Source organism: Pseudomonas sp. A34-9 (assembly GCF_029543085.1).
Taxonomy (GTDB): domain Bacteria; phylum Pseudomonadota; class Gammaproteobacteria; order Pseudomonadales; family Pseudomonadaceae; genus Aquipseudomonas.
Map to the genome: position 1 here is coordinate 3,437,439 of NZ_CP119967.1, position 16,159 is coordinate 3,453,597.

The following is a 16,159-nucleotide window of genomic DNA, read 5'->3' on the forward strand; positions in this document are numbered from 1 at the left end:
AGCTAATCATTAGGCGAGCAGGCCTCTGAGCGGTTCAGATTATTTTGAGGCATCAGCAACAAGCCAAATGAAGTGGCGCCGGCTGTCGCCAGCGCCACCCGCACCCCGCGCGCTAGATTCGCGTGCTCACTGATCTGCTGGTCGAGTACTTCGGCGAATCTCCGCACCTCGCGGCGCAGCCGCTGTCACAGCACGATGAAGCGCCGGCCTCTGGTTGAGGGTTCCATTGGGAGCTTTTTTGCTGACGCCATGACAGGGGAAACGAAGTGACGCAACGCCTGCAACCGCCAACGCGTCGGACTGCATTTATCGCAGACACCACGGCGCTGATCCTGTTTTTCACCACCACCGGCATCATCAATGAGCGTTTCATTGCCGGCATGACGTGGGATCAGGTTCTGCACGCGCGCCTTCTGGGTGCAGCGCTGATGGTTCCGGTCGCGCGACCTTACGGTATCTGGCGCGATTGGGTGATGACGCGCGCAGGTCAGGGCCGGGTGTCGAGATTGATATGGGACAGTATTGCCCTGGTCAGCTTTCAAGTGCCGATCTATGCGGCGATCATTGCCTTCAGTGGCGCATCGGGAGCAGGACTGGTGCGCGGCACGCTGGGTGCGGCCGTGATGATGCTGGTTCTGGGGCGGCCTTATGGAGCGTTTCTTAATGGGGTGCGGAGGCTGTTTGGCTTGCCTCCGGGTGGAGACAAGCCGATGTCGTTGAATGGTTGAGTGGCTGTTATCGGCCAAGAGCGGTCAGTCATGATCGACTGTTATCGACCCTTAGAGGACGTTGTCAGTGCACTGAGTAACTAGTAAAAAGGTCATCTCCAGTTCTAGGTGCTGAAACGAATTTATGATTACTGGCTATGGTCAACGCGTTTGTAATCGTTGCGGCGAGTCAATTACTGCTTATTGTCCATCAACTGAAACGCTAGCAATCATTGGGATTTTCCACGGAAAAGGTGATCGGGTAGTAGTAGATGAGATAGTCCGCAGAGAAAATATTGATCCGGATGTTGTCTGGGAGTATTTCCACCATCGGATGAATTCTCTGTGCGAGCAAAAGCTTGCCCAGTGCTCATTCTGTGGAGGTCAGTTGAGGACTTGGCGCGCGCGTCAATGCATGCACTGCTTTAGAGACTGGCACTGATACACAGCGATTATCGAGCTGAGCTTTCATGTTCTGAATTGCATTCTGACGATTTCTGACTGATCGCTTCTGGTCGGAAGCAGTCCACTGCCAACGGCTGCTCTTGGCCGTTTGCTGCCTGTCACAAAGGGCAGCAGTCGACCCAAAGCTGCCGATCAGCACAGGCAGTAAATAGCCACAATCAGACATCCGTGACGGGTAGCATTCAGCTCGAAGTAGCCTCCCGCACGGTAGTTACGTCAGCTTTTCAATCAAAATCGAGGTGGCTGTGATCGTTATATCTCCAAAATCACCTTCAAGGGATAGAACATTATCAAGGATGTTTATCCCTTCAAGCTCTCCGAGTTCACTGGTGTTTTGAACGTTAAGAGCGCCAAGCCTGATAGTTAGCTCAGTGCCATCCGCGTTCCATGCCATCAGCTTATTTCTGGACCCGTCATCCAGTCTGACAACCATCTCGAAATAGCGATGGGCTTGGTCCACTGTGATCGATAAGACACTGCTTTCTTCAAGTGCGTGAACATCCATGATGAAGCTTCTTTTGTTCAAATCCGCATCCTACTACAGGCCGCTATAGGCGAATGCATGCGTCTGAAATGAAGGTCCGCTTCTGGCCGAAAGCAGCCGTTCTCAACCACCAGCGTTCGGCCAAAAGCGGTAAGCGTCTGCTGAAAAGTTGGACGGGTTGCATCCTTCTTCTAACAAGCGCTCTGCAAGCTCGTGTGAATTCATTACATTCAAGAAATTGCCCTCGCCCTCACAAATACCACCGATACTCCCGCGCCCCAATCTCCTGCATAAACGCCAAATGATCCTGCCGTTTATTCTCACAATAAACATCCACAAACTCTGCGCCCATGCCCTCACGCAACAGCGGCTGATGCTGCATCGCCCGCACGGCCTCGAACATCTCCTTGGGAAAATCAATCCCGCTGTTGCGGTCTTCATTCAGCGGCGCAATCGGCTCTTTGGCCGATTGCAGCCCATGCTCCAGCCCCACCAGAATCGCCGCCAACACCAGATACGGATTGGCATCCGCCCCCGCCAGCCGATATTCAACCCGCAAATTCTTCGCGTCCGACTCGGGAATTCGCAGGCATGCATCGCGATCCTCAAATCCCCAACTAGCCTTGGTCGCCGTATTCACCGTGCCGCCCAATCGGCGCATCGAGTTCTGGTTCGGGGCGAAGATCGGCATGCTGTGCGGCAGTAATTCCAGGCAACCTGCAACTGCGTGGCGCAACGGTTGCTGCTGGTTCGCAGCCAACAGGTTATGGCCATCAGCGTCGTTCAAACTGACATGCACATGCATGCCGCTGCCCGGATGCTGCAAGTACGGCTTGGCCATGAAACTGGCGCGATAGCCGTGTTTAAGCGCAACCCCGCGGGTGCTGCGGCAGAACAACGCGGCCCAATCCGCTGCACGCAAGCCGTCGTCGAGATGGCCGAAGTTGATTTCAAACTGGCCGGGACCGAGTTCTGCGGTGATCACCGTGGCGTCGATACCTTGCGCCCGCGTCGCTTCGACCATGTCATCCAGCACCGGCGCGAAGCGTGAAAGACGCTCGATGTGCAAGTTCGGTTGATCATCAGCATCGTCGGTCAGGTCGTCACGAGGAAATTGCGGCAGACCGTCGCGCAGCTTTTTGTCGAACAGATAAAACTCCAGCTCGAACGCCACCACCGGATGAATGCCTTTGTGCGCCAGACGCTTGAGTACCTGCGCGAGGACTTCACGGGGTTCGAATTCGATCGGCTTTTCAGTGCCATCCGAGGTAATCAGCATCTGCCCCAGCGGCTGCGCTTCCCACGTCACCGGCTTCAGCGTGCCCGGCACGAGGCGGCGCACGGCATCCGGGTCGCCATCGTTGAAGCAGTAATCGCCAATTGGAAACAAACCGCCCTGCACGCCCAGCAACACACAGTTCTGCGGCAATTTCAGGGTGCTGCCAGCGGCAACTTTTTCGAGCATGTCCACCGGATAACGCTTGCCGTAAAAGTGCCCGGGAATGTCCAGGGAAATCAGGTCGACATAACGCACCTCGGGGTAGCGTTGGCGAAAGGCTCGCACTTCAGCGAGCAGGTCAGCGCAGACAGCGTCCATCGTGTTCATCCTTTGTTGTGATCAGGTATAGACCCAGAGCACGCGGGTGAGCTGCTCGGTGAGGTTGCCGTAGCGGCAGCGGGTATGACTGTCGAATTGAAAGCTGTCGCCGGCCTTCAAGGTGGTCGGTTCTTCGTCGTCGCCCAACCACAACGTCAGCTCGCCTTCGAGGACGTAACCGCCCTGCTCCGAGCTGTCGGTCAGATGGCGGTCGCCGCTGCTGGCGCCGGCTTCGAGATGACTTTCGAGCATCGAGAACGATGCGCGAATCTGCGGCGACACCAGAATGTCGGTGATGCCGTTGGCGTAATACAACGTGCGGCGCTCGGCCGGACGCGTCACCCAAGGCAGTTCCTTGGGCTTGGGCAGGCTGTAGAAATAGGTGGTCGGCACGCCAAAGGTTTCACTGATCGCGGTCAGATCTGCCACGGTCGGCCGCGACAAGCCGCGCTCGACCTGCGAGAGAAAACCCACCGAACGGCCGATCTTGTCGGCCAGCTCCTTGAGGGTCCACTTCTTGTGCTTGCGCAGGTCGTGGATAAGGATCGCCAGCGCGGCGATTTCTTCTTGCTTGTTCATGGTCAATGTCTCATCAAATGCTGTCGCGCAGTCGGTACCAGGCCTTGCCGATGGCTTCCAGCGGTGCGGCGAGGTATTTGCCGCCGGGGAAACGGCCATTGCTCAGGCCCTTATACAACGCCAGTTCATCGCCATCGCCAAGAATCGCATCCGACACCGCGCGCGCGGCGGCCAATGTCGGCAGAACGCCGTGGCCCGAGTAGCCTTGCAGCCAATAACGATTGCCCGCGCCGCCGACATCGGGTGTGCGGTTCATCGTCAAGTCGATATGCCCGCCCCAGGCAAACTCGATGCCGACGCCTTTGAGCTGCGGGAACACCCGCTCCAGAAACGGCCGCGTCGCTGCCGCAATGTCCTTGGGCATGCCGCCCAGATAGGTGCAACCGCCACCGAACAACAAACGGTTGTCCGGCGTGCGCCTGAAGTAATCGAGAACGAACTGGTTGTCGGTCACGCAGACATTGCGCGGCAACAGCGCGCTGGCCTGCTCGGGCGTCAGTGGGGCGGTGGCCACCTGGTAAGTGCCCACCGGCAGAATGCAGCTGGACAGTTGCGGGTCGAGTTCATCGAGATAAGCGTTGCACGCCAGCACCAGCACATCGGCGCGAACCGAACCGCGCTCGGTGTTGACCCGGAAACCGTCGCTCTCTTCCTGATAACTCAACGCTTTGCTTTGTTCATGAATACGCCCGCCGGCTCGCTCGATGGCGTCCGCCAGGCCCAGTGCCAGTTTAAGTGGATTGAGGTGCGCGCCTTCAGGGTCATAGAGCCCGGCCTGATAGCGATCGGTGGCCACCCATTCCGGCAGTTGTTCCCGAGCAATGAACTGCAACACATCGTGGCCCCACTTGTGGCTGGCCTCGTGTTGCCATTCGCTGAGCAGACTGACCCGCCGAGGCATCACCGATGTCCACAGATGCCCGGGCCGATAATCGATGTCGAAGCCGTGACGATCCGGCATTTCACGCAACTCCCGGGCGGCCCAACGCATGCCGTCCCATAAGCGTTTCGCCCGCTCATGACCGAGTGCAGCTTCCAGCGGCGGCATGTCACACGACCAGCCGAGAATGGCCTGCCCGCCATTACGCCCCGACGCCGCCCACGCCACGCGACTGGCTTCGAGTACCGTCACGCGCTTGCCAGCCAAGGCGAGACGCAGCGCCGTGTGCAGGCCACTGAAACCGGCGCCGATGATCACCACGTCGGTGTCATGGTCACCTTCCAGCACAGCCCGATGGCGCAGGATATCGGCGCAACTGTGGGCGTAATAGCTGTCGACGTGCTGGCTGGATTGCAGGAACATTCGCGACCTCATGAAATTATCTTTTTATAATTTCATGAAAATCTACAGAATAAATTTCACGCCGGCAACCCGCAGATGTCCCGATCAAAAATCGTAGCGCGCCGTCATGCCGAGTGTTCGGGAGGTGCCCAACACCCCTGTGTACGCACCGTTGGGTGAATTCCACAGCGTGGTGTAGTAGGTCTTGTCGAAAGCATTCTTCAACCACAACGACACGTCCCACTGGCCCTTGCCCCAATCACCGCGCACACCGCTGGACAGGTTCACCAGCCCGTAACCGGGCAACTGCGCGTAACGGGAGTCATCGACGGTGCCGACCGCATGGGAGCGCCACGCGTAGCTGCCGTTGACGTAGGGTTGCAGGCCATTGTGCAGGCTCCATTGGTAACTGGCGTTAGTGTTGAAAACCCATTTCGACGCGCCGACCACCGCGTGACCACTCAGGTCGCAGGCAGCCGGAGCGCCGGGACGCAAGGCAACTTCTGCCGGGCACGGCGCATCCTCGTAAGACAGATAGCGCACATCATTGAAGGCGCCGTTGAGGTTGATGGTCAGGCCCGCGACTGGCCGCCAACTGCTGTCGACTTCCAGACCCCGGCTGCGCACCGTGCCGGCGTTGGTCAGGTAACTGCTCAGACTGGCGTCATCGTAGGCATTGGTCTGATAGCCGTGCACCACTGTCCAGAACAGGTTGGCATTGAGCAACAGACGCTGATCGAGCAGCGTGGTTTTGATGCCAAGTTCGGCGTCGTTGGCCCGTTCACTGCCGATCAACAGTGAGTCGGCCCCCGCGACCGGCGCACTGGCGACACTGAGGTTGACCCCGCCAGATTTCTCGCCGTGAGACAGCGAGGCATACGCCAGTACCTGATCGTTGACGTGCCAGGCCAGACTGGCCAGCGCCGAAGGGCTGAAGCTGTAGAGGCTCAAATCACCGGAATCGTAAGCACCCAGGCGCCCTGCTCTGGCGGCGGCTGCCGCGCCGCTGACGTTGGCACCTGCGACGGGTGCGTTGCGTGTGACTTGCGCCTGTTTGCGCTCATAGGTACCGCGCGCGCCGAGGCTGAAATCCAGTTGTGGCGTCAGGTGCCAGGTGCCTTGGGCAAACGTGGCAAAACTGTCGGTGTCGACATCGCCATGGCCAATACTGATGACGTTGTTCAGCGCGCCTTGCGGGGTGCCATTCCAGGTGTCGGCCAACGGCCCGTAGTCGGTGAAAACCTTGTTGCTCATTTCCTGGCGAAAGTAATACGCGCCCAGCACGTAATCGAAGTGTTCGCCGACCGGCGAGGCCAGGCGAATCTCCTGCGAGTATTGCTTGTCGCGCGCTGATTGCCCGACGTTGTCCATCACATCGACGTTCAGCTCATCGTCGTTACGCGGCGTGAAATCCCACCAGCGATAAGCGCTGATCGATGTCAGCGTGTAATCGCCGCTCAGCGTCCAGTTCGCCTCCAGCGACGTGCCGCCCTGAAACACCGTGACATTCTGATCGGCGTCGAGGTTGACCCGACGTCCTTCGACCAACGTCGCGCCGACGGCGGCGGCGCGTTGTTCATAGCGGTTGACGCCATTGACGGTCGTTCCGGTGCTGAACAGCGAGCGCGTGCCGGCACTGGAATCTTCCTCGTGGTAATCGGCCAGCCAGCGCAGATTGAAATCGGCATTGGGCTCGAACAGCAGTTGCCCACGAACGCCCTGACGCGTGCCGCCGCCGAGGGTATGGCCGTCATATTGGTTGTTCACGTAACCATTTTCGTGGGTCTTGTACGCCGCGATACGGCCAGTCAGCGTGTCATTGAGCGGACCGGAAAAACTGGCCTGGTTTTGCGAATAACCGTCCTCGCCCACCGAAGTGGCGAAGCTGCCTTGCGGCGTCGTTGAAGGCCGGCGCGTGGTGATGTTCAACACGCCGGCCGTGGTGTTCTTGCCGAACAAGGTGCCTTGCGGGCCGCGCAGCAGTTCGATCTGCTCGATGTCGAGCAAATCCATCACCGCCATACCGGGACGACCGAGATAGACGTTATCCAGATAAATCCCGGCGCTGCCTTCCAGGCCGTCGCTGGCCGGGTTGTTGCCCAAGCCGCGAATCGACAGGCTCGATTGCCGGGCGTGCATGAACGCGACGTTGACGCTCGGCATCGCCTGCTGCAGATCCTGCAAGCGGTACAGGCGTTGTTCCTCCAGAGTCTGCGCGCCCAGCACGCTCATCGCCGTGGGCACTTGCTGTGCGTCCTCGCTACGGCGCCGGGATTCCACCGTGACCGTTTGCAGAACATCGTTATTGTTGGGTAAATCACTGGCGGTGGCCGGCAGCAGCGGCATTAACCAGCACAAACCCAAGGTGCCAGCGCAAACGTTGCGCGAATAAAGAAGTTTCATCGGTGATTCCTGGAGCGGCTTCACGCCGCTCTTCGAGAGGAGTCGATACTTCGCTGCGCGTGGCTTGCGTGAGCGTGATCGTTGCGGTGGATGTCAGAAAGTGTTCAGTCACGCAGCCAGGGCAGGTCTGTGCGCTGATAACGGTGGGCACGGAATATGGCGTTGTTTTCGCCCGGCAAATAACCTCGCGAGGCCGCATCGGGGTACGTGGCGAAGTGCGGATTGACGTACTCCCAGACCACTTCACCGGCCGGCGTGACCTCGAATAACCGGCCGAAATTGGCCTCGGTGATCAGCGTATTGCCGTTGTGCAAACGCTGCGCTCCGCCCATGAACGGGGTGAAAAACGCATACCCCGGGGTATCGGCGTATTGCCATTCGATGCGTTGCGTCGACGGGTTGATTTCGAGTATGCGCGAGTGCGGCATGCTCACGTGCGGGCGGAAGATGCCGTTGTCGAACACCAGCACGTTGCCGTTTTCCAGTTCACTCGGGCAATGCTGCTGCGCGACCAGATCGTGGCCCAATCGCCACAGCACTTCACCACTGCCGCGCTGTACAGCGATGACTGAAGAAACACTGCGCAGGCTGAGGATCACCTTGCCGTCACGGCCCGGTGTGACCGCGTTGGTCATTGGCCAATGGTGGCGTTCAAAGCATTCGTGCAGCGGATAGTCTTCAGGTCGCAAATGTTCCCAACTGCGCCATTCCCAAACCACATTGCCTTGGCGATCAACCTCCTTGACCACGTCGGCATAAATCACCCCGCCGGGCGCCTCGCTGCCGGGAATGCCGCCCACCACACGCCGGGCCAAATCGGCACTCAACGGCTCGGCGGTGGTGTAAAGCAGATGGCCGTTGTCCAGCCATTGCGCATCATGGTGGTGAAGCAGATCGGTGTGTTCCCAGACCACCTCGCCTGCCGGCGTCACTTCGCTGAACGCGCCGCCATGCCACACCGACCAGCCCGGAAACAGATCCGGTGAGTCCGGATGGTTGCCGTTGTAGCCGAGGTTACCGTTGCGCAGGATCACCGCGTCGCGGCCAGGGCGCTGAGGCAGTTTCCAGCGATGGACGACCTCGCCGTCGAGATCGACCAGGAACACATGGCCATCTGCTGTTTGTGGCGCGAACAGCGTGTAGCCGCCAGCGCTGCGGGCATGATCTACAGCAATCAGGCCGGTTTTGCGGCGCTTGAGCGTGGTGGCTTCGAGGTTAGACATGGCTTTTCTCCGGGCGTGTAAAAACCTGCCGCCAGCAACGCGGCAAGATGAACTGGATGGGTTATGGGTGGTTTGGCAGTAAAGCGTTGAAGCGATCGTCGAAGATCTGCCCGACCTGCAGCGGCCGTGGAATCAGACGTTCGCTGGCGAACAGGTCGGCCAGACGCTGCTGCGAAGTGATGACTGACGACTCGATCGGCACGTAGTGAAGATCCTGATGCGCGAGCATTTCTTGCACCAGCGAGACGGGCAGCCGCGTGGTTTGCGCGAACACCTCAGCCCATTCTTGAGGGTGCGCAGTGGCCCAGGCTTGCGCGCGGGCCAGCCTGGCGAGCAGGTCGCCCAACGGCCCTGTCCGCTGCGGATCATTCAGTGCCTGCAGGCTGGCAACCGTGAAATTCAGCCCGGTTTCCGGCCAGGCGCTGCCATCGACCAGCACCCGTGCACCGCGTGAAGTGGCCTGGCCGACAAAGGGATACCACACCGCCCAGGCATCGAGCTTGCCGCTGGCAAACGCATTTTGCGCATCCACCGGACTGACGTAGGCAATGTTCACCTCGCGGGGTGTGAGGCCGGCTCGCTGCAGCGCTGCCAGTAACAAGTAATGGCCGCTGCTGCCCTTGGCCACAGCGATGCGCTGGCCTTTCAGGTCGGCGACCTGGCGGACGCCGGAACCTTCGGGAACCAACAGCGCATTGTTGTTTTGCGCGCCGCTCGCCACGCCGACAATGCGCACATCGAACCCGCCAGCCTGAGCGAACACCGGCGGTGCATTGCCCACGACACCGGCATCGATCGCCCCGGCGCTCAAGGCTTCGAGCATCGTCGTCCCGGCCAGAAACGGGTGCCACGACAGCGCATAAGCGATGCCTTGGTCTTCCCCCGCTGCCTGTAACAAGGCCTGAGTCAAACCGCTCTGATCGCCGACTTTCAATGCGCTGTCGGCCGCTGCCGCCGAATGCGTCAGCAGCAACGTGGCAGCGCACAGCAGCGCCCGCAGGTACAACGCGACGTGTCGGGTGAGCGGGTGCTTGGCAGCAGAAGGATTTACCGGCATTGTCGTGCCCTCGTTTTTGCGTTGAACCCAGTATGTCGAGGCCCGCCGTGCCGCTCCATGCCAAACACCCCTCCTTTACTGCCATGTCGGACACCCCGCCGCTGCCGTCGCGCACGGTCGTGGTGCTGGCCTTCGATGATCTATTGCTGCTCAATGCGGCCGGCCCGCTGGAGGTATTCGCAGCGATACCGCGCGTATTGGGCGGCACCTTCATTGGCCAGCCGCCCTATCGGCTGTTGGTGGCGTCGCCACAGGGCGGCCAAGTCACGTCGATTTCAGGCATCAGCGTGGCGACCTGCTCACTGGCGCAGATCGACCAGATAGCCCCGGTGATCGATACCTTGATCGTCGCCGGTGGCCCCGGAATGGCCGTGCTGGAAGCCGATGAACATGCCTGTGACTGGTTGCGCGGTCGCGCGCCACAGATCCGTCGCCTCTGCTCGATTGGCACCGGCAGCTTTGCGCTGGCCGCCGCCGGGTTGCTCGATGGTCGTGAGGTGGTCACCCACTGGAAATTCGCCGCTGAACTGCAGGCGCGCTACCCGGCAGTACGCTGTCAGAGCGATGCGCTGTACCTGCATGACGGCAACCTGTGGACCTGCGGCGGTGCCACCGCTGGCATTGATCTGGCACTCGGTCTGGTTGAACAAGACCTCGGCGCGCACGCGGCACTGTCGCTGGCGCGTTATTTCACGGTGTTCCTCTGGCGCGGCGCGGAGCAGCCGCAACTGAGCGCTTCGCTCAACGCTCAGTCCAACGCTTTGCGCACCGATCCGGACGGGCGACTGGCGCGTCTGCACGCGTGGATTGCGGCTAATCTGAATGGCGATTTGCGCGTCGAGCGGCTGGCTGAACAGTTCGGCATGAGCCCACGGCATTTTGCCCGCGCCTATGTCGCCGCCACCGGGAAAACCCCGGCGCAAGCGGTGGAGGATCTGCGCCTGGAAACGGCCACCCGATTACTCAAAACCACCAGCGAGCCGATCAAACGGATTGCCGAAACGGCGGGGTTTGGCCGCGAGGAACGGATGCGCCGTGCCTTCCAGAAGCATTTGGGCATCAGCCCTCACGGCTACCGCAGCGAAATGAAAGCGGCTACCGCGGGTGCGCCGCAGCCGTTGGGCATTGCGCTGGCGGGGCTGGCCCGGTAGCTCGATCAATGCTGGAGCGCATAGCGCCGACAATGTTCCAAATAGCCTTTTTCATGATTGCCGACCAATTGCACAACACTGGTCCACAGCCACGAAGGCGCATCCAGACGTTTCGACCGGCAGGTTTGCAAGTCCGCCATCCACTCGGATCGGGTGGCCAGATCCATTTGCCGGGCATGCGCCACGCCGACGACTCGCGCCAGGTAGCCGGCCGCGAGCATCGCATCGCGCTGACTCAGCTGATCCAGTTCCAGCTTCATGTCCTGCGGCAGTAATTCCCGGACGAAAAAGCCGTGGTCGAGCATGCGTGTCGCCAGCATCCGATTGCCCAGCCCAGGAGACAGAAACCGCGCGCCTTCGACCACGCGTTTGCCATTGTCGCGGGGCATGGCCGCTCGGGCGGCGCGCGGTGCCGCAGCACCGACGGCTTCTTTGATATCGAGCAGGCAATATTCCTCATCGTCGCCCTTGCCCACGCCCAGCAGCACGGCGTAACGCTTCAACCCCAGCGAACTACAGCCTTTTACCCAATACGCCGAGTCGAGCATTTTCACTCGATCATCCTTGGAGCGGCCCTTCAAGGAAGTCACCAGCGTATGGATTTCGGGGGTGGCACAGAGCGTTTTCAACGCCGCGCGTTCATCGCGTGAAAGCGTCCAGAACTGTTTGCCCAATGGAATGGTTGGCTTGGTGTTCTCGATGCGCTCTTCGGCCAAATGCTTCCAGGTGCGCTGCACGGCGCTGCGCATCCCGGCTTTGACTTGTGCCGGCCGCGGCGGATCTTCATCAAGATTGCCGGCAAAGGCTTGCTCGTAGCCGCGCATCATTTCTTCCAGCATGCGTGCGGTCGCCACGCCCGGCAGGTCTGAGCCGCGTGCTGCCGTCGCGAGTGACAGCGCCAGACGCACCAGATCATGCACCGGGTTGCCGATCACGGTCTGGTCAAGGTCACGGATATGAATATCGATCTGCCCTTTGAGATCCCCGGTCGGGCCCAGATTGCCGGCATGACAATCGCCGCAGATCCACACCGGCGGGCCTTTTGGCAGGCTGCGGCCCGGCTGGCTGTGCAGCCACTCGTAAAACTGCACGGTGCTGCCGCGCACATAGGCGTGCGCGGATCGGGCCATCTTCAGATTGCGCAGTTGCGACAGCGGTTCAAGTCGGGCGGAAGGACGCGGGGTTTTCATGGACGCTTCTTATGCGGGATGTGACCTGTTGACCGCTCGCGACGCACGAATGTTTCAAAGTGTTTCAGAGAAATTCGTAAAAGCTATTCGCTCTAGAGTGGCAGTTCTACGCACGCCAGTAACCCTCCAGCGTGGCGGTTGCTCAGCGTCAACTCGCCCCCCTGCTCGCGCGCAATCGCCCGCGCCGCCGACAGCCCCAGGCCTACGCCCCCGGTGTCGCGGTTGCGCGAAGCCTCCAGACGAAAGAACGGATCGAACACCCGCTCCAACGCCGCTTCGGGAATACCGGGGCCTTCGTCGCTGACCTCGATACGAATCGAATACTCGTCACGCGTCAACGCAATGGCCGGACGCTGCGCATACTTCAACGCATTTTCCAGCAGATTGACGATCACCCGTTTGATCCCCAGCGGCCGGCCTTCGTACACCAGATGCGCCGGGCCATCGAAATCGACATTGATGTGTTGATCGCGGTAATCGTCGACGATGGTTTGCAGCAGCTCCGACAGATCGAACGCAGTGGTCTGCTCGCGGTGCGTGTCCTCGCGAAAAAACGCCAACGCAGCGTTGATCATCGACTGCATCTCCTCAACGTCACGAATCAGTTTGCCCTGATGATCGAGGTCTTCCATGAACTCACTGCGCAAACGCATGCGTGTCAGCGGTGCGCGTAAATCGTGGGAGATGGACGCCAGCATGTGCGTGCGCTCGGCGATGAAGTGCTGGATCTGCGCCTGCATGGTGTTGAAGGCGATGATCGCCTGGCGAATTTCGTCGGGGCCTTCGAGCTTGATCGGCGGTGCGCGTAGATCGGTGCCGAAGCGTCTGGCGGCACGCGTGAAACGCTGCAACGGATTGGCCAGTTGCCGGGTGGCGACCCAGGCGACGAGCAATGTGGCAATCAGTCCCAACGCGATGACGATCGCGATACGCACGCCAAATTCCAGACCCCAACTGCGCTCCGGCGGGATAAATGACAACCAGCTGCCATCGACCAATTGCACGACGGCGGCGTAATGCGCCTGGGGATTACCGTTCGGCCAGTCGCCTGGGCTGAACACCTCGATTTTTCGATCATTGCCCAGCAGTTGCTGCAGCACCGGCACCCGGCTCGCTGGCAGGCGAAGCCCGTCATTGGGCAGGCCGAAGTCCGCACGCTGCGCTTTCCACGTCACGTGCAGCATGGCGCTGCTCGCCGCTGCGGCCAGTTGCGGGCGCAGGTTGGCCGGGGCCGCTTCGATCACCCGCGAGGTCGCGGCAATCTGCTCTAGCAGGCCGGTGCGTTCAATCGGTGGCCGCGCCCAGATGCCGGCGACTTGCACGAACAGCGCATTCAATGCCAACGAAGCGACCATCGCCGCCACGATGGTCAGGGCGATGTGCCGGCGCAGGGTGTCGCCGCGCAACAGTCGGCGGATCATCAGCGGCTGACCTTGGCGGTGAACAGATAGCCGCCGTTGCGCACCGTACGAATCAGGTCCGGGCGCTTGCTGTCCGGTTCAATCTTGCGGCGCAGGCGGCTGACTTGCACATCGATGCTGCGATCAAAGGCGTCATGGCCGTGGCCGTGGGTCAGGTCGATCAACTGTTCGCGGGTAAGAATGCGCTGCGGGTGATCGAGGAACACCACCAGCAAATCGAACTCGCCACCGGACAGCGGAATCATCACGTTCTCCGGTGAGCGCAGTTCGCGACAGGTGATGTCCAGATGCCAACCGGCGAAACCGATCACCGGCCGCGACGGTTCGACCGGATTGCGCTGTTCAGCGGCGCGGCGCTGCAAGGCACGTACGCGTGCGAGCAGTTCCTGTGGGGCGAACGGCTTGGTCAGGTAATCGTCTGCACCCAGTTCCAGCCCGACAATGCGATCGCTCAGCTCGGCCATGGCCGTGAGCATGATGATCGGAATGCCCAACTGCGCGCGCACTTTCTGGCACAGGCTCAGGCCGCTTTCGCCGGGCATCATCACATCAAGAATGATCGTGTCCGGACGGTTCTGCGCGATCGCTGCCCACATGGCCTCGCCGTGCGGCGCCACGTCGACTTCATAAGCGTGCTGAACGAAGAACTTCTTCAGCAGCGCGAGGATTTCCACGTCGTCGTCGACGAACAGCAGTCTGCTCACAGTCACAGGATCCATGCACCCAAAAAAGCCAATCTAAAGCCATTTCGCCGCCCGGGTCATTTATTTCAATCGAGCAACATTTCTACCCGCCAGACATCAAGCGGACATTCTCTGGCAAAACCTCGCGGGCATTCTGCAGCCATTCCAATCCAGGGGGTTCGCATGAAGCTATTGAACGACAACCATTGCGCCGAGGGGCACAACAGCAATCGTCCCTTGATCCTCAGCCAGCGCACTGCCGCGCTCGGCCCTGATACACCGATTGTGTTTCAGGAGTCGTGCCTGAGCGTGTCCGGCGATCAGAGCCGCATCGTCCTGCGCCGCTACTTCGAGCAGTTCAGCCCGACCAATGCGCACTGGGTCGAATACGTCCACAGTATTGCCGCCGCCGACCTCATCGCATGGATCATGCGCCACGGCCAGTTGCACATCGAATGCTCGGACAGCGTCACGACACAACACCACAAGGGAACCCGGTCATGAGAAGCCCTTGCCTGATGACGCTGCTCTGTACGACGTCAATGAGCCTGTCCGGGTGCAGCAGCAATAACGTCGAACCGACGGGGTTTCTGCATGATTATTTGCAGCACACGGGATCTGCCGATCAATGCGTTGGATATCGTTGTTCGCTGACGAATTAGGTGTTATTTAAAAAGACAGATCAAAAGATCGTTCGATCTTTTGATCTAAACAGACACGTTTAAAAGACACCTTCAGACACGGGTTCAAGGCTACGCATCCTTGCGTAATTGCCTACAGCTACGCCAGAATCCGCCGGCTTGTGCGCCTTGGGGCCGGGTTCTATTGTGGTTCGGTCGCTGACGAATCAGCGATCGGGTTTCGCAGCCCGGACCAATCAAGGCGCACAGCGCTCCCGATCGTTGCTCTCAGGATTTATTGCAACGGTGCTTCATGGCGGCTGTGCGCGGGATACCTTCGGGTATGCCGGGTTCCTTGATTCCCGGTCTGCGAACCTGCGTACAGTTGCCACCTCTCTTCGTTTCGCAGCGAAATGTGGCGGCTCCAACAATCAAGGAGCTTCACCATGATCAAACCAACGCCAAACCCGCCCGAAACCGACCTCACCTCCCCCTACGAATCCCTCGATTCGAAAAAGCTAAACGACGCCGCCGACCGCGCCCTCGATCACTACCTCTGCCCGCCCGGGTCGACGCCACCGCCCCGTAGAACCCGCAGGATGTACGCCGTTACCGCGGACTTCAAAAACGAGGAGCTGCTGGCCGATGCCTTTGAAACCCTCGCCTCGGCAAGAACCATCGCCAATGACTTCGCCCATCTCATGCCTGCTTCGCAGCGTCGAACGCTGTTGGGCATTGCGCAACTGATCATGCTCGGGGAACTGGCGGTGAATCGGGTACTGGATAATTTGCAGGTGCCGAGTTGAAGCCGGGACTGTAAACACTGGCTGAGTTATTCATTAACCCTCTGGCCCCTTCGCGAGCAAGCTCGCTCCCACGGTTGATCGCGTTCCAATGTGGGAGCGAGCCTGCTCGCGAAGACTGGCGTGTAAGCAACGCAATTCCATCAGACAAAAAAAGCCCCGCCACCCCGTGCAATCGGGATGGCGGGTTTTGTCGTTTTCGCGAGGCAAGATCAGCAGATCGCAGCCTTCAGCAGCTCCTACATGGACCAGTGTAGGAGCTGCCGAAGGCTGTGATCTTTTGATCTAAACAGACGCGTTTAAAAGACACCTTCAGACACGGGTTCAAGGCTACACATCCTTGCGTAATTGCCTACGGCTACGCCAGAATCCGCCGGCTTGTGCGCCTTGGGGCCGGGTTCTATTGTGGTGCGGTCGCTGACGTTTCAGTGATCGGGTTTAGCAGCTCGGCAATTCTCAAGGCGCGCGAGTTTCGCCATTACGTTATGGCGGCT

The 16,159-nt window shown here is 60.0% G+C and carries 14 protein-coding genes and 1 pseudogene; 5 read left to right on the top strand and 10 right to left on the bottom strand.

What is annotated here, in order from left to right; translation table 11 throughout:
- Window positions 1-98: 98 nt before the first annotated feature.
- Together P3G59_RS29470 and alaE are read left to right on the top strand one after the other, a co-directional pair.
- Window positions 99-218 (top strand): annotated as a pseudogene (locus tag P3G59_RS29470) (LysR family transcriptional regulator); the annotation flags it as partial.
- Window positions 219-266: 48 nt separating this feature from the next.
- Window positions 267-728 carry an L-alanine exporter AlaE gene (gene alaE, locus P3G59_RS15240; RefSeq protein WP_277757887.1) on the top strand — a complete coding sequence of 154 codons (462 nt, stop codon included), beginning with the start codon at window positions 267-269 and terminating at the stop codon, window positions 726-728.
- Window positions 729-1,383: 655 nt separating this feature from the next.
- Here alaE and P3G59_RS15245 read toward each other — a convergent pair.
- The 7 genes from P3G59_RS15245 to P3G59_RS15275 form a co-directional block, all read right to left on the bottom strand.
- The gene (locus tag P3G59_RS15245; protein WP_277757888.1) at window positions 1,384-1,677 is read right to left on the bottom strand and encodes a hypothetical protein; all 294 of its coding nucleotides are present in this window, start codon (window positions 1,675-1,677) and stop codon (window positions 1,384-1,386) included.
- 229 nt (window positions 1,678-1,906) lie between these two features.
- The gene (locus P3G59_RS15250) at window positions 1,907-3,253 is read right to left on the bottom strand and encodes a glutamine synthetase family protein (RefSeq protein WP_277757889.1); all 1,347 of its coding nucleotides are present in this window, start codon (window positions 3,251-3,253) and stop codon (window positions 1,907-1,909) included.
- Between the two features lie 21 nt (window positions 3,254-3,274).
- Window positions 3,275-3,832 (bottom strand): XRE family transcriptional regulator, encoded by a 558-nt coding sequence (locus tag P3G59_RS15255; RefSeq protein ID WP_277757890.1) that lies wholly within the window; start codon window positions 3,830-3,832, stop codon window positions 3,275-3,277.
- Window positions 3,833-3,845: 13 nt separating this feature from the next.
- A complete protein-coding gene (locus tag P3G59_RS15260; RefSeq protein WP_277757891.1) occupies window positions 3,846-5,135 on the bottom strand; it encodes an FAD-binding oxidoreductase in 1,290 nt (429 codons plus the stop codon).
- Between the two features lie 84 nt (window positions 5,136-5,219).
- Entirely contained in the window at window positions 5,220-7,460 is a 2,241-nt protein-coding gene (locus P3G59_RS15265) for a TonB-dependent receptor (protein ID WP_277762163.1), read from the bottom strand.
- A gap of 161 nt (window positions 7,461-7,621) precedes the next feature.
- The gene (locus tag P3G59_RS15270; protein ID WP_277757892.1) at window positions 7,622-8,740 is read right to left on the bottom strand and encodes an aryl-sulfate sulfotransferase; all 1,119 of its coding nucleotides are present in this window, start codon (window positions 8,738-8,740) and stop codon (window positions 7,622-7,624) included.
- 61 nt (window positions 8,741-8,801) lie between these two features.
- Window positions 8,802-9,797 carry an ABC transporter substrate-binding protein gene (locus P3G59_RS15275; protein ID WP_277757893.1) on the bottom strand — a complete coding sequence of 332 codons (996 nt, stop codon included), beginning with the start codon at window positions 9,795-9,797 and terminating at the stop codon, window positions 8,802-8,804.
- Window positions 9,798-9,844: 47 nt separating this feature from the next.
- Between P3G59_RS15275 and P3G59_RS15280 the strand changes: the two genes are divergently transcribed.
- Window positions 9,845-10,948: a helix-turn-helix domain-containing protein gene (locus P3G59_RS15280; RefSeq protein ID WP_277757894.1), complete on the top strand. Its 1,104-nt coding sequence runs from the start codon at window positions 9,845-9,847 to the stop codon at window positions 10,946-10,948.
- 5 nt (window positions 10,949-10,953) lie between these two features.
- On the opposite strand, the gene P3G59_RS15285 is transcribed toward P3G59_RS15280, so the two are convergent.
- The 3 genes from P3G59_RS15285 to P3G59_RS15295 form a co-directional block, all read right to left on the bottom strand.
- Window positions 10,954-12,138 (bottom strand): DUF2252 family protein, encoded by a 1,185-nt coding sequence (locus P3G59_RS15285; RefSeq protein ID WP_277757895.1) that lies wholly within the window; start codon window positions 12,136-12,138, stop codon window positions 10,954-10,956.
- A gap of 92 nt (window positions 12,139-12,230) precedes the next feature.
- Complete coding sequence (locus P3G59_RS15290) at window positions 12,231-13,559, bottom strand: ATP-binding protein (protein ID WP_277757896.1); 1,329 nt, start codon at window positions 13,557-13,559, stop codon at window positions 12,231-12,233.
- Window positions 13,559-14,278 (bottom strand): response regulator transcription factor, encoded by a 720-nt coding sequence (locus tag P3G59_RS15295; protein ID WP_277757897.1) that lies wholly within the window; start codon window positions 14,276-14,278, stop codon window positions 13,559-13,561. Before P3G59_RS15295 ends, P3G59_RS15290 begins: the two co-directional genes overlap by 1 nt.
- Before the next feature lie 147 nt (window positions 14,279-14,425).
- On the opposite strand from P3G59_RS15295, the gene P3G59_RS15300 reads away from it, so the two are divergent.
- Window positions 14,426-14,746 carry a hypothetical protein gene (locus tag P3G59_RS15300; RefSeq protein ID WP_277757898.1) on the top strand — a complete coding sequence of 107 codons (321 nt, stop codon included), beginning with the start codon at window positions 14,426-14,428 and terminating at the stop codon, window positions 14,744-14,746.
- 562 nt (window positions 14,747-15,308) lie between these two features.
- Window positions 15,309-15,668, top strand: coding sequence for a DUF6124 family protein (locus tag P3G59_RS15305; protein WP_277757899.1), 360 nt, complete (start codon window positions 15,309-15,311; stop codon window positions 15,666-15,668).
- The last annotated feature ends 491 nt before the right edge of the window (window positions 15,669-16,159 follow it).

Bases quoted from the DNA above. Each gene is read 5' to 3' on its own strand.
- P3G59_RS15245 (WP_277757888.1), bottom strand. From the start codon at position 1,677: ATGGATGTTCACGCACTTGAAGAAAGCAGTGTCTTATCGATCACAGTG.
- P3G59_RS15250 (WP_277757889.1), bottom strand. From the start codon at position 3,253: ATGGACGCTGTCTGCGCTGACCTGCTCGCTGAAGTGCGAGCCTTTCGC.
- P3G59_RS15255 (WP_277757890.1), bottom strand. From the start codon at position 3,832: ATGAACAAGCAAGAAGAAATCGCCGCGCTGGCGATCCTTATCCACGAC.
- P3G59_RS15260 (WP_277757891.1), bottom strand. From the start codon at position 5,135: ATGTTCCTGCAATCCAGCCAGCACGTCGACAGCTATTACGCCCACAGT.
- P3G59_RS15265 (WP_277762163.1), bottom strand. From the start codon at position 7,460: ATGCCGCTGCTGCCGGCCACCGCCAGTGATTTACCCAACAATAACGAT.
- P3G59_RS15270 (WP_277757892.1), bottom strand. From the start codon at position 8,740: ATGTCTAACCTCGAAGCCACCACGCTCAAGCGCCGCAAAACCGGCCTG.
- P3G59_RS15275 (WP_277757893.1), bottom strand. From the start codon at position 9,797: ATGCCGGTAAATCCTTCTGCTGCCAAGCACCCGCTCACCCGACACGTC.
- P3G59_RS15285 (WP_277757895.1), bottom strand. From the start codon at position 12,138: ATGAAAACCCCGCGTCCTTCCGCCCGACTTGAACCGCTGTCGCAACTG.
- P3G59_RS15290 (WP_277757896.1), bottom strand. From the start codon at position 13,559: ATGATCCGCCGACTGTTGCGCGGCGACACCCTGCGCCGGCACATCGCC.
- P3G59_RS15295 (WP_277757897.1), bottom strand. From the start codon at position 14,278: ATGGATCCTGTGACTGTGAGCAGACTGCTGTTCGTCGACGACGACGTG.
- P3G59_RS15300 (WP_277757898.1), top strand. From the start codon at position 14,426: ATGAAGCTATTGAACGACAACCATTGCGCCGAGGGGCACAACAGCAAT.
- P3G59_RS15305 (WP_277757899.1), top strand. From the start codon at position 15,309: ATGATCAAACCAACGCCAAACCCGCCCGAAACCGACCTCACCTCCCCC.